Below are 12,914 nucleotides of genomic sequence, written 5' to 3' on the forward strand. Positions count from 1 at the left end.
TTTAGAAGTATAAAAACAACACAAAAACATAGAGCATCATTGAAAATCCAATTTCCGCCATGCCAACTTGTTTTGCCTTTAATCCGAGTTTAGGAAGCCATATGGCTCGTATCAAAAAAAACAAAAAGGGAACAAACAGAGGTAACTTTAACCAAGTAGCAAACAACAAAATCGCCAAATGATAGATGACGGAAGCATAATGGTAACGTATATTTTTTCTTTCACGAATGATCGTTTTGACATACAAAGCAGTTCCGATAAAGTAAAGCACCGAAAGCAAGAATAGCTCTGTTGCTACTCTCCAATCCTCTCCTCCCCCCATATAAATAACGGGGTATATAAAAGAACAAAAGAGTAGAATTGCAACAATGTCATTGAGTAAAGCACGTTCATTTTTCGTTTTTGCAAAATAAATATTAGCCATAAAAAAAAGCAATAGAAGAACTCCATACCAGATCAAGGCAGGCTCAAACCATATCAGTGAAATTAACAAAGGAAGTAATATCACTCCGTATACAACGGCGGGTTTGCGGTATCTTTCACTGCTGCCTGTTTTGATCCATTGGAGGACAGGAAAACTGAATAAGTAGATAAAAAACCAGCACACAAATAGGGGTATATGAATGAGTTCCCCTCGAGAAGCAGCTAAACCGAATAAAAATGGAAGAATGAGCATGGCCCAGGCTCCATGTTGATTGGGTATGTATCTGCTTATCCCCTTCAAATCCTTGATCCTTTTTTCACAATCTTTTTTATGTCTGTTATTTCGGTTAATCGATTCATCATCCATTCCCCCAAGATTGAGTTTTATCTTCTAATTTCATTCTAAGTATTATATGAAATTGAACCAATTAGGGAGTTCCCTTTTCCTTAGGGGGGAATATCCTAACCGGAAAAATAACGCTATTTTCTTATGCTATACTGTACTAAAAAAAGGGAATAAAGAAAGGATGAACTGTTATGGGAGGACCTTCTTTACGTCAACTGCACGCTCATCATGCCATTCATCAAGGCGGGCTATCTGGCGCTCTAGATAAGACGAGAGAAGTAGAGGAATTACTCGAAGCAAAAGAATTCAAGGTGGCACGCCAGGCTGCCGACCACTTGATCGAATATTGGGAAACCCGCATTCTCAGCCATGCTGATGCAGAAGAGGAAGGATTCTATCAGGAAATGGTCGAGAAAAAACCGGAACTGCAGGAGGCTGTCGTCAAACTTACACGGGATCATGATCTGCTCCGAATCATTGTAAAAGAGCTCAAAGCCGGGATCCGTGAAGAAGGGCTTACGCCTGAAGTTCTTCAGCAGTTCCACGCGCTCCTGGTTGTCAATGCCATTCATAGTCGGGAAGAAGAACGTTTGTTGTTTGAGGAACCGTCATGATCAAGATGTGGCGTAAAGATTCACTTTTTCTATAAAAACGTACCGAAGAAATAGTCCAACGCCTCCTGTGAGTATCCGTCATCTCCTTGCCAAGCTGCTACGGAATAAAAATCATGATTGCCGTTCTGTCGTTTACGAGGCGTGTCCTGTGGGACCAGCAGTCCGGCATATCCCCACACCTCCATGACTACATCACGCTCGTTTTTGCTGGATGGAAACACATCCTTCCAGCGCTTTTCCAATTGACGTGCACTGCTTTGAGCATCACAGTTCTGAACAGCTTCGAGCATGTTATGAAGTATAGCCAGATCCTCATCGGAAACCTGAACATTCTCTTCTTGACTGAACAATTCAAGGTCCATCCAGCAATACAGAAGGTGATTCAGACGAATACCGCCCCATTTGATTCGTTCAAAATTCAGTACATTCAAATCTTCATTGACGTATTCCTTATCGGACATCATTTTATTAAAATTACAATCCCCACAGCTACTGTAATTGGGCAGGACGACAGGCCGCTCCCCATAGGTGTGCAAAGGAAGCCCTGCGGTTAATGCCCAGCTCGATAAAGCGCTTCGTAAATGAACCTTTTTCGTGGAAAGACTGTGCAAAAACGCTGCTGCCACTCGCTCTTTTGTACCCTTTTGCTGGTGCAGCTCATGTAACCTATTTATAATCTCGTTATGTGTAATGGTGATCGGATCGAACATCAAGCCCTTACTTTTGGCATATTCAAAATCCTCACCCGAAAAAGATCCCCGCTCCTGCTTCCAGCCGCTGGAGGACCAGAATGTGTTCATAAGTATTTTTTTTGCCTTTTTATCCACAACACATCTCCCTTACTCATCCAACATCCCCACCTCCAACACCAAGCGCAGGGCTGTAGTTCATTTTATGTAAGATCGCTCAGACCAATTATCCCACGAAGTTGGAAATTCATCGCCCTGGAGCGAAATCTCCACGACAATTAGGCTTGTATCCTTAAAGCATACCGTCACGAAAAAATGCCGACGCAGCAAAGGAACCTGATCAAAGTGATACCAGATATAGTCATTACTCAGCTCCCTCACCGAATGAAAATATTTCGAATAAATCGCATGTTCATCTTCGACCTGAATGATTCCCGATTCCCAATTATTCATCACTGCCTCTCCTTCAACCCATGTACAAATCTCCCTGTTATTCTCTTTGTGATTTCCTATAATTCTCAATATATATTAAACTATATTTCATCAAGTACAAAATTCGAGAGGGGAGAAATCATGATGCAAAAATTTTCGCAAAAAGGTGTGGCCCTGTCCCTGCCTGTCATGATATCCGTATCGCTGATAGCTGGAGCGCTGTTTGCCAGTGTGCCTGCGGCGAGCGCGTCTGCTATTAAGGAAACGGTGCAACTATCCGGGCAGACTACTTACTACGGAGAGCTTGAGAACGGTCAGCCGAACGGACGCGGTACGATCAAATGGAGTGAAAACAAGCAGTATTCAGGCGATTTTGTGAATGGTAAGCGTTCCGGTACTGGAAAGTATATCAATCAGTACACCGATGCAGACGGACAAATCCATAAGGTCGTATACAACGGTACATGGAGCAATGACAATATGAGCGGCAAGGGTACGCAGACTGAAAAAGTAACTCAAATGGACGGAACGATACGTTCGAATGAGATCCAGGTAGGTGCCTTTCAGAAAAATGGATTACAAAATGGCTACAAAGTAATCCACGCTGTCGCTGATCCAGATTACAGCTTCACTTACAAAAATGGAAATGAAGTGCTAAACATCCTGCATAGTAATCAGAATTTAGTCCAAAGGTGGCAAAATGGAGAGCTTTTTTCTGTAAGCTATCAAAATGGCTCCATTCAAAAAGAATACTCCATGTTCCCGGAAGATACAGCCGCCAAAGAACGTCAAAGACAAGCAGCTATCAAATATCTTAAAGGAATTACCGCCAAGATCACACCTCACTTGCAGCAGTTCGAAAAGCTGTCCAAGCAGGTTCCTCTAAAATAAAAACTGAAGCGGCGCACATTATACATGGGTTCTAATTCTAATCAAGAGAGCCACTCCGTCAGATGGAAAGCTCCATTTTGAAAAGAGTGGCACTTTTACGTCCCTATTCCTACCTTTCTCGCTTATTGTTCCTCATGAACTCGTACAAACGACTTATTTTTGCTTTAAATCCCCTTCTTTTTTTCCAATATATGCTAGATTCACTAAAATATATGTAATCATTTTAATCATCCGAGGTAGAAATCATGGCTAAAATTATGGTTCCTCCCGAGAAACGAAACTGGAGGCGGTTTCCAGGCAGTTCGCCCAGGCTTGCGAGTTGGGTGTACAAATTTGCGGACAACTGTCACAGCAGATATAGCCATTAACGGTCTTTCGAAAAGCATGACAAACAAAATACGTTGACCATACACGATGGGAACGAGCGAAAAAAAAAGCGCTCCTGAATATACTATAGCTTGGCTCTATCGTATGCAGCTACAAGAGCTACAACCACGGCTGCCGAGTTGGTCGCAGCCAAGTCAAGATTGGAGTCAAAAGTACCTGCTGCTTCTGCGCCGGCAAGATCAGACAGAGAACGAACGGCCAGAAACGGAATACCAAACTGGTACGCTGTCTGGACGACCGCCGTCCCTTCCATATCCGTCACCTTGGCTTCAGGAAACTGGCTGCGAATAAAGTGGGCCCTCTCAGCCTGGTAGATAAAGGAGTCTGCCGTCGTAATCAACCCGGTAACGATCTGCCCCTCACTCTTGGTTTCTGCCAGAGTTTCTGTCGCAAAATCAAGCAGCGCTTGCTCCACCGGATAACTTGCCGGCATCTGCGGTACCTGTCCGTATGTATAGCCGAACGCGGTTCCATCCACATCACTGTAAGTCAGCTCGGTCGCCACTACGACATCGCCAATACGGAGCGCTGGATCAAGCCCGCCAGCAGACCCGGTATTAATGACAAGCTCCGGGTTAAAGCGCTCAATCAGCAGCGCCGTAGTCAAGGCTGCGTTCGCTTTGCCAATTCCCGATTGCAGCAGAACAACTTCCTTGCCCTGAAGACGACCTGTATAAAAAATTCCATTCGCGATCCGGGTCATGCTTATCCCTTCGATCTGCGCTTTCAAACCTGCTATTTCTTCTTCCATGGCTCCGACAATGGCTATACTCACAGTTCGTTTCTCGCTCCCTCCATGAATTCCCTGCATTTTAGTTTATTTTTTAAAAATGCCCGTTGTGGCTATTCTCTGCACCGCCTCCAGTAGCCGTTCTTCACTGTTCACCAGACTCACCCGCACATAGGATGCTCCGGCACGACCAAAGCCTTCGCCGGGAGCCACTGCAACTTGGGCCTCGTCTAATAAAAAGTCCGCAAAAGAAGCGGAGGTATAGCCCTCAGGCACCTTGAACCAGGCGAAAAAAGACCCTTTGGGTGCGGCTACATCCCAGCCAATACCACGCAACGCCGCAATGAGAACATCGCGTCGCCGCTCATATAATGCCGCCAGCTCCCGCACCGGCTCCTGCGAACCCAGTAATGCCACAGCACCCGCATCCTGCACCGCTCCAAAAACAGTGCTGTAGGCATGCGTATGATAATGCTTGAGCGCACCGATAACAGACGCGTTTCCAACAGCAAAGCCGAAGCGCCAGCCAGCCATGTTGTACGTTTTGGAAGCCGTATACGTCTCGACACCATATTCCTTGCCGCCGGGGATTTGCAATAGACTGAGCGGCTTATGCCCCCCAAACCCAAGGGCACCGTAAGCAAAATCGTTCATAACCGGAAAACGGTGCTCAGCGGCATAGTCCAACGTCTTCGTCAGAAAATCCGTAGTAGCCACGGCGCCAGTCGGATTGTTCGGATAATTAATCATGAGCAATTTGACCTGTTGGGCGATTTCTTCTGGCACCGTGGTATAATCAGGCAAAAATCCATCCTTTTCATGGAGCGGAATCGTATGGATATGGGCTCTTGCCAGCGCAGCAGCGGAAACATATTGCGGGTATGCCGGGTCGGTGGTCAGCAACCAGTCACCGGGATTTAGCAATGCCTGCGGAATCCCCATTACGCCTATGGCGGAGCCGTTGAATACGGCAACCTCCCGATCGGGATCAAGCTCCACCTGATACTCCCGTTTATAGAACGCGGCGACTGCCTCCAGTGTGCTTTTTTTCCCGTGAAAAGGCGGGTAGCCCTGATTTACCGGTTGATCAACTGCTTCCTTCAAAGCGCTGATGATATGCGCCGGTGTCTGCTGATCCGGGTTGCCGGCTGCCAAATTGATTACATCTATTCCTCTGCTTTTATACAGATTCACTTTGTCGTCAATTGCGCTAAAATAGTTGTCAGGCAGCGCCTTGACGAGATCAGAGGATGAAAAAATCACGTTCATCTCCACCTTTTATCCATAAGATACAGGCTGACAGTGTCAGCTCGCAGAAGACAGTAACCCCATATTATTTAAAATAGCTTGGCAGCTTATAGCCTTCATAAACCGGATTCGATTTGATGTACTTTTGGAATTCATCCGAATGATACCCCTCAATGATGTCTTTGACGAATGGCTTGTCCTTGTTCTTGCTATCCACAGCCACCACGTTCGTGAATGGGTCTGTCATATTTTCAAGCTGTAATGCCGAGGTCAGCTTCATTCCATTCGAAACGGCAAAGTTCCCCTGAATAGCGGCAAAATCAACATCCTCCAGTGCGCGCGGTCCCTGTGCAGGGTCGGTCGCCACAAATTGCAAATGATGCGGATTAGAGATAATGTCGTTCACCGAGGTTTGCAGTGGATCAATATTATCCTTTAACGTAATCCAGCCCACTTCCTTTAAAATATTCAGCGCACGCAGCATATTGACTGGCTCGTTCGGCAGGTTGATTTGAGCACCGTTGCTGACTTCGTCAAGACTGGTATGCTTGCTGGAGTACAATCCCATTGGCGGAGTCGGAACCTGCACAGCTCCAATCAGATCAATATTCTCCCGCTTATTCATAGAAGCCAGATAGAGTGAATGCTGGAACACATTAGCATCAATATCGCCATTAGCCACAGCTACATTGGGCTGAACGCCGTCTGTAAATTCTTTATATGTAATCTTGTAGCCCTTCTTCTCCAAATACGGAGCCACTCCATTCTTGAACTGATCACTGTATGGACCCGGATTAAAACTGATATGCAGTGTCTTCTTTTCTTCACTCGCAGCATTTCCCGTCGTATTCTTACTGCCACAGCCAGAGATAAAAAGTGCGACTGCTCCCACCAGCAGTATAAATGGAACCCATTTTTTCTTCATTTCGATTTCTCCCCCTGATATCATCTGCTCTTTGTTAAGTTAGAATGCTGCAATCCAATCAAATTCCGAGTAATCTTATGTGTTTATAAATATTACAATGATATTTTGATAACTGTCAACAATATTTGATAACACATCTTCTGCATAATAAAAAAAGGACCGGATACGGCGACCCCTTTGATCTCATATTTCACTAGCTCCATAATATCAGGCACACCTGTCTATTTTTAATCACCCCCATAGTTAAGCAAGACAATTCACAAATTGGTCATTTACATTCGTTTCAAATATACCCCACAGGGGTTTATTTGAGTGTGGAATTAAAACCCTAAAGGAGCTGTAAATATGAGAAAACAATGGGCTTTGCTCGCTGGTGCAGTTATGATTATTTTGAGCGGGTGCGGGAACAGTAAGATTCCAGACCAGGAGCACCCGACAAGCAGCAGTCAACAACATGACACATCAGATATGAACCATTCCACTTCTAGTGAGCTTCCTGCCGGACTAAAAGAAGCTGTAAATCCAGCCTTCAAAGTTGGCAGCCAAGCGATCATCCGAGCTGACCATATGGCAGGCATGAACGGCGCTACTGCCACGATTGTTGGTGCTTATACGACTACTGCTTATACGGTTTCATATACTCCAACCACTGGAGGGGAAAAAGTGACTAATCATAAGTGGGTTATTCATGAAGAGATTAAAGATGCGGGCAGCGAGCCCTATGCACCGGGCACGGAAGTTATCCTGGCAGCAGATCATATGAAGGGGATGGATGGGGCCAAGGCTACCATTGATTCCGCTGAGCCAACGACCGTATATATGGTAGATTATACGCCGACTACAGGAGGAGAGCCTGTCAAAAATCATAAATGGGTGACGGAGAGTGAGCTTTCAGCCATTTAGAACTCTTACATCACAGGTTGCTTATGATAGCAAAAGGGAGCCTGACATCAGCTCCCTTTATACGGCTTTATTATGGTTTGGACAAACCTACTTCGCTAAATTCAGCTTGGCATCCTTAATATCATACAAGGTTCCTTGGTTGCTATCTACGAGCTTTTTCATTTGTTTATTGGCTAGTCCGCTTGCAGGAACTATCGCATTAAAAGTAACGCCATTTTTCTGTAATTGCTCGTTTATTTCGTCCACTGAAAAACGGGCTTTACCCAGCGCTGTATTTTTATCATGTACGGGTGCATCTGTAATGAATATAATGGTTTTGGAATTAGAGCTTTTGGAAAATTTACTTACAGCCAGCTGGATGGCCTCCAGCCCGGATTCTTTCAGATCCCCGCCAGCAGAAGGACGTAACGTATTCAAATTCCCTTTTAACTTGCTCTTATCCGCCGTAAAATCAAAATACTCCAAATCTTTATCTGCTGTTAAATTAATGTCCCGAAATGCAACAACGGCAAATTGGGAGCCTGATGGAATCAAATCAACAAAGCCTTTAACCTTCTGTCTTACATAATCCAGCGTTCCGGTCATACTACTCGTAACATCAATAACGAATACGATATCAGAAGATTTGGTGATGGTACTGGATATATTGTTCAGTATGGCAGGCTTCGATTGTGGCTCAGTGTTGGCCTCGTCTTCATCCATTAATTGTTCACTTTCATTTGTTGTTAAAACCTGTTGCGGGGTAAGAAAGATCACAACACTCTGAGCGGCAATATTCCACTTTACCTTGGCTCCCAGGGCCTCACTTACAAAGCGAATAGGAACCATCACTTTGCCGTTAATTAATCTCGGTGCCGCATTGAGACGCACTAACTTACCGTTGATATAGGCATCTCTGGAGCCTACGGTTAACTTGATCGTTGTATTCCCTTTGGTCGCGGTAACGGTCTTCGTAGCACCATCCCATTTCACCTTCGCTCCAAGCGCCTCAAAAACAGCACGAAACGGCACCAGCATGCTTCCGCTAATCGAAGTCGCAGGCTGCTCATATTGTTGCAGTTTCCCATCAATAAACACCAAAGCCTGAGCTTTGTTATTATTTACGGGAATAAACTGGGGGACAGACGCTGCCGAATTCCCCGACTGATCCATCATTTTAATATAAAAGTAGTACCCGCCCGTAGACAAGTTCAGGTTACTCAAAGGGTAGCTAAACGTTGTTGCCGGATCGAACTGAATGCGTTTAACCAATTGTTCTTCCGAATTTTTCACCATAACGTAGGAAGTGTACGTGGGCTGAATATTTTTCATCTTCAAACGAATCGTAAACGAAGTACCCGAAGAATTGATCGTAAACGTACCCGGAAAGTATTCTCCAGACGGTATAGACAAAGGAATCTCGGGCGATTCATCTACAGCTTGATCCTCTTTAGACTCGATAACGGGCTGCGTTACTTTCGGCTCATCAACAGATGGAGCAGCCACTGGTTCACTGACCGTTGGAGCCATTTTGGATTCCGCTTCAAGCTGAATGATTCTTGGATCACGGAAAAATGATATTATTGAGAATTTATCGGAGGGCTCTGTGTCGATGGTGTCCAATTTATTGTAGTAAAATTCAATTTTTCGCCCCAAAAGGAGGTGCTGGTGCTTTATTTTCAATCGTTAGTGTTTTGTTCACGTAATCAACTGTGAAATTAGAGGGAGAAATGTGCGTATTGTCAATAATTAAATGGGTCTTGGTGCCCTCTTTAATCACGTTGCGGGTCTTTATTTTAAAAGTACGACTCAGACCATCTCCATTAGGAAGAGCTACACCCCACATTTTTCCGGCAGACCATTCCATGTCTGGTTCAATCGGAAACTCAATATAATTCTTTGATCCTGGATAAGGTGCTGCGTGAGTATCCGAAATTGTTATCGTAGAATTAGCATAATCAACCGAAAAATCTCCGGGGAAAATTTCAGTAAGATTGCTGTACAAACGAATTGGAGTACCTTGCTTAATACTATAGTCCATATTAAATTTAAACTCTTTGTTGATCCCGTTACCATCATCAAGTATAAGTATAAGCTTGTTTCCATCTCTTAGTACCATCGAATTGTCTGCATGTGCTCTTTCTGTTCCTACAGCAAACAAACCCATGAGTATCGTTGAAAACATAAATAAAAATATAGTCCTTCTGAACTTCATCCTTATTTCCCCTTTTTGAATCTTTCTTTTTGGTAAATCATAGCATAGGGTTAGATGAAGTTCATTCCATCTGATGACAATTATGGATATTATGTCTTACTTTTTTTGCTGTTGTTCCATATTCATATTTAGCTCCTTGAATTGATTCTCATGCCTGAGTAGCCATTCCTTTCTCCATAAGCCCCCCGCATAACCCGTTAATTTCTGGTTGGAACCAATAATTCGGTGGCATGGAATCACGATACTCAGCTTGTTTTTCCCATTGGCGCTGCCTACAGCTCTAATGGCTTTTTCATTTCCAATCGAAAAGGCAATGTCTTTATAGGCCGCCGTTTCACCGTAGCCTACTTTCACCAAAGCATCCCATACATTTTTCTGAAAATCTGTGCCCTCAAAAACATGAGGAAACGTAAACTCATAGCGCGTACCTTTAAAATACTCGTCAAGCTGACTAGCGCACGCCTCTAAAACGGGGTGTGAAGTCTCGTCCAGCATCGTGGTAGTTGATGTATCCCGATCAGAGAACATGATAGAATGGACGGCCTCATCTGTGCCCCATATTTCTATCTCTCCAATCGGGGATGCATAATTCAATAAATATAACCTGCTCATAAAAGGATAACAACCTCCTGTGTCTATAGATCTACAGCATCTATTCACCTGTTCAGCTTCCTGTATTCACTAGGGGAACACTGCTTCAAACAGCGAAATGCCTTATAAAAATTCGAAGGACTTTGAAAGCCCGTCTCATAGCAAATCTCAAGATTGGTACAATCCGTGCTTTTAAGCAGATATGCTGCTTTATCCACTCTTATTTTTTCCAGATAGGTACGCGGGGTTTCTGAGGTTTCCTGTTTAAAGATTCGATCCAGATAAAAGGGACTTACTCCAGCATAATCCGCAATATTCTGCAATACCAATCTTTCCTTATAGTGATTGACCAGAAAGGTAACCACAGTCTGGACAAGCCTGATATACGGTGAATGATCAATATGAGGCTGACATCTTTTACAGGCACGAAACCCCGCCTTTTCCACAGTGTCGATGTCATCATAAAACTCAACATTTACTTTTTTCGGCTTTTTGGATCGACAGGAAGGTCGGCAGTATATTCGGGTTGTTTTCACCGCGGTAAAAAACAACCCGTCATATTTACGATCACACGCCATAATTTTCTCCCACATTTCTTCAAAAGAAAGATTGATTTCAGCCATGAGCGAATATCCTGTCCTTTCCTTTCTAAAGTTCATCATCACCCATATAAATGCGAAGTATCTTGTAGCTCTATTAACTGCTCGGCGTTCTTTTGCAAAGCAACCATGATATGATCCGAAAAGGCATTGCCAAAGCTAAACCGTTTCACTCCCAATTGCTGAAGCTTACTGACATTCGTCAGACCCGGCAAGGATAAAAGATTAAGCGGAGCATGTACCTGATATACCACTTCCCTGATCTCATCGTCAACCTTCAAACCCGGAACAAAAATCCCGCTCGCTCCACTCTCCACATACGCATTTGCTCGTTCGATCGTTTCCAAAAGCGGGGTATCCTTTTGCAAATATGTATCCGTTCTTGCATTTATAAAAAAATCGTTAAATCCATGAGCATCCAGTGCTGCTCTAATCTTGGACAGAAGGTTACTATGCAGAACCACTTCTCGAAGTCCCTTTTGCTGTTTTAATGAATCTTCAATATTAATCCCTGCGACTCCCACATCTGCTGTCCTTAAAACATGCTCGACAATCGTTGCTGTGTCCTCCCCATACCCTGCCTCAATATCTGCCGACACCGGAATCTGGACATGATCTGCAATCGTCTGAATAATCCTTATATGCTGGTCAAAATCAATAAGCTCCCCGTCGGACAATCCAAGCGTATTCGCAATCCCCCAACTCGTCGTTCCAATCGCCTGAAAGCCTGCCTTCTCCAAAGCCACGGCAGATAACAAGTCCCACGCATTCCCCAAAAACAAAAGTTCCTCTGATGTATGAAGTGCTTTAAATTGCTGTATTTTGTTCATGTAATAGCCTCCTGATATGTGATGTAACTCATTTTATCAAGAGGCTGTATTTGTTTCGTCCTCATTCTTGCGCTTATGCTCTCGGGAAATCTTATTTGCTCCGAATCCATTAAGCAAATTGAAAATATTTTCGGCATTCTGTCTTCGGAGGTTGCGAAGCATCTTATGCTAATTGCTCAAAGGATGCTGGCTCAGAGCGGAAAAGACTGCCCTGGAAGCCCGAAACTTGCAAGCTCCTGAAACAGTCTTGTAAAATGTTCCTTAAGTCGAAAGGGAGGTCGTTAGATCAAACGATAGCCGGATGGAAGTTTCCCGGTACTGCGGATATTACGGATTTGCTGCAACATCAAACGTTGATTGGTAGAGATAAGAGATTCTACATCATTTCCACGAATCAGATCATCCAGGTTGGCGAAGCGGCGATTGCCTCTGAAGACTTGAAAATTACCTCTAAACCGCGTGCGGGTAAAGAGTACCAGTGTAGCATCGCTGCTTGTAGAAAAGAAACGCAGGCTCTCTATGCCATCGAGAACGGTATCCGTATCGCGAATACCTAAATTTCCCGTGTATACTCTGCTGGCCCCCCGAAAATTTTCTTCACCAAAGACGGTAAGACGCGGATACGTTTGAGATACAAATGCTTTGCTGATCATGTTGTAATTCCTCCTTTCCAATTCTAGCTTATGTCCACTGGAAGAATTGGTTTGGGCCTGGGATTACCATTTCACAAAATCGTTCTATGATTTCATAAACACGTAACAGACTTGAAAAAGGAACGTATGTTCTGTATAATCTAGCTTAGCACATTGTACAATCCTGAACTAACGGAGATGCGGACATGGACACTAAATTTATTGAGGAACTGCGCGAAATTAGCAGAAATGACAAGCGGAGATCCGAATTTCTCATCAAGGGTATGAAAGAAACACTTCAGGAAAGAAAAGAAAAAAACTTTATCGAAAGATGGATTTGGCGTCAAAAGAATAAGAAGCGTATAGAGCAGAAGTTCAAATCCTGATAGATTCAACAGGCTTTCTCACTAACTGTTTGCAGCCTTCAACATTTGGGGTAACACTCACATAATTACATAGAGAGGCAACCGCAAACAGCAT

The 12,914-nt window shown here is 44.0% G+C and carries 16 protein-coding genes; 4 read left to right on the top strand and 12 right to left on the bottom strand.

Going from position 1 to position 12,914, the window contains the following annotated elements; translation table 11 throughout:
- Position 1 precedes the first annotated feature (1 nt).
- The gene (locus QD47_RS21270; protein ID WP_044648007.1) at positions 2–790 is read right to left on the bottom strand and encodes a YwiC-like family protein; all 789 of its coding nucleotides are present in this window, start codon (positions 788–790) and stop codon (positions 2–4) included.
- A 170-nt stretch (positions 791–960) separates the two neighbouring features.
- On the opposite strand from QD47_RS21270, the gene QD47_RS21275 reads away from it, so the two are divergent.
- Entirely contained in the window at positions 961–1,383 is a 423-nt protein-coding gene (locus QD47_RS21275) for a hemerythrin domain-containing protein (RefSeq protein ID WP_025682831.1), read from the top strand.
- 29 nt (positions 1,384–1,412) lie between these two features.
- Here the strand turns inward: QD47_RS21275 and QD47_RS21280 are convergent, their stop codons facing one another.
- The gene (locus QD47_RS21280; RefSeq protein WP_044648008.1) at positions 1,413–2,210 is read right to left on the bottom strand and encodes a hypothetical protein; all 798 of its coding nucleotides are present in this window, start codon (positions 2,208–2,210) and stop codon (positions 1,413–1,415) included.
- A 60-nt stretch (positions 2,211–2,270) separates the two neighbouring features.
- A complete protein-coding gene (locus QD47_RS21285) occupies positions 2,271–2,525 on the bottom strand; it encodes a hypothetical protein (protein WP_235332322.1) in 255 nt (84 codons plus the stop codon).
- Between the two features lie 123 nt (positions 2,526–2,648).
- Between QD47_RS21285 and QD47_RS21290 the strand changes: the two genes are divergently transcribed.
- Positions 2,649–3,395 (top strand): MORN repeat-containing protein, encoded by a 747-nt coding sequence (locus QD47_RS21290; protein ID WP_044648023.1) that lies wholly within the window; start codon positions 2,649–2,651, stop codon positions 3,393–3,395.
- Positions 3,396–3,846: 451 nt separating this feature from the next.
- Here the strand turns inward: QD47_RS21290 and QD47_RS21295 are convergent, their stop codons facing one another.
- From QD47_RS21295 to QD47_RS21305, 3 genes are all read right to left on the bottom strand, one after another.
- The gene (locus tag QD47_RS21295; RefSeq protein WP_152643843.1) at positions 3,847–4,557 is read right to left on the bottom strand and encodes a 5'-methylthioadenosine/adenosylhomocysteine nucleosidase; all 711 of its coding nucleotides are present in this window, start codon (positions 4,555–4,557) and stop codon (positions 3,847–3,849) included.
- Between the two features lie 42 nt (positions 4,558–4,599).
- Positions 4,600–5,775 carry an aminotransferase class I/II-fold pyridoxal phosphate-dependent enzyme gene (locus tag QD47_RS21300; protein ID WP_082067263.1) on the bottom strand — a complete coding sequence of 392 codons (1,176 nt, stop codon included), beginning with the start codon at positions 5,773–5,775 and terminating at the stop codon, positions 4,600–4,602.
- Positions 5,776–5,845: 70 nt separating this feature from the next.
- Positions 5,846–6,685 (bottom strand): MetQ/NlpA family ABC transporter substrate-binding protein, encoded by an 840-nt coding sequence (locus tag QD47_RS21305; RefSeq protein WP_044648011.1) that lies wholly within the window; start codon positions 6,683–6,685, stop codon positions 5,846–5,848.
- 345 nt (positions 6,686–7,030) lie between these two features.
- Here QD47_RS21305 and QD47_RS21310 point away from each other — a divergent pair, with 345 nt between their 5' ends.
- Positions 7,031–7,588, top strand: a complete 558-nt coding sequence (locus QD47_RS21310) for a YdhK family protein (protein WP_044648012.1) — start codon at positions 7,031–7,033, stop codon at positions 7,586–7,588.
- 87 nt (positions 7,589–7,675) lie between these two features.
- Here the strand turns inward: QD47_RS21310 and QD47_RS21315 are convergent, their stop codons facing one another.
- From QD47_RS21315 to QD47_RS21335, 6 genes are all read right to left on the bottom strand, one after another.
- The gene (locus tag QD47_RS21315; RefSeq protein ID WP_235332323.1) at positions 7,676–9,097 is read right to left on the bottom strand and encodes a stalk domain-containing protein; all 1,422 of its coding nucleotides are present in this window, start codon (positions 9,095–9,097) and stop codon (positions 7,676–7,678) included.
- Positions 9,098–9,206: 109 nt separating this feature from the next.
- Positions 9,207–9,782, bottom strand: coding sequence for a hypothetical protein (locus QD47_RS33380; protein WP_235332324.1), 576 nt, complete (start codon positions 9,780–9,782; stop codon positions 9,207–9,209).
- 96 nt (positions 9,783–9,878) lie between these two features.
- Complete coding sequence (locus QD47_RS21320; RefSeq protein ID WP_044648013.1) at positions 9,879–10,394, bottom strand: methylated-DNA--[protein]-cysteine S-methyltransferase; 516 nt, start codon at positions 10,392–10,394, stop codon at positions 9,879–9,881.
- A 44-nt stretch (positions 10,395–10,438) separates the two neighbouring features.
- Entirely contained in the window at positions 10,439–10,996 is a 558-nt protein-coding gene (locus tag QD47_RS21325; RefSeq protein ID WP_044648014.1) for a bifunctional transcriptional activator/DNA repair enzyme AdaA, read from the bottom strand.
- A gap of 38 nt (positions 10,997–11,034) precedes the next feature.
- Complete coding sequence (locus tag QD47_RS21330; RefSeq protein ID WP_044648015.1) at positions 11,035–11,802, bottom strand: isocitrate lyase/PEP mutase family protein; 768 nt, start codon at positions 11,800–11,802, stop codon at positions 11,035–11,037.
- A 281-nt stretch (positions 11,803–12,083) separates the two neighbouring features.
- Positions 12,084–12,455 carry a hypothetical protein gene (locus QD47_RS21335; RefSeq protein ID WP_044648016.1) on the bottom strand — a complete coding sequence of 124 codons (372 nt, stop codon included), beginning with the start codon at positions 12,453–12,455 and terminating at the stop codon, positions 12,084–12,086.
- Between the two features lie 185 nt (positions 12,456–12,640).
- On the opposite strand from QD47_RS21335, the gene QD47_RS21340 reads away from it, so the two are divergent.
- Positions 12,641–12,820 carry a hypothetical protein gene (locus tag QD47_RS21340; RefSeq protein WP_044648017.1) on the top strand — a complete coding sequence of 60 codons (180 nt, stop codon included), beginning with the start codon at positions 12,641–12,643 and terminating at the stop codon, positions 12,818–12,820.
- Positions 12,821–12,914: the final 94 nt, after the last annotated feature.

Origin of the sequence: Paenibacillus terrae (assembly GCF_000943545.1) — a bacterium.
In the GTDB taxonomy this organism is placed as follows: Bacteria; Bacillota; Bacilli; order Paenibacillales; family Paenibacillaceae; genus Paenibacillus; species Paenibacillus terrae_A.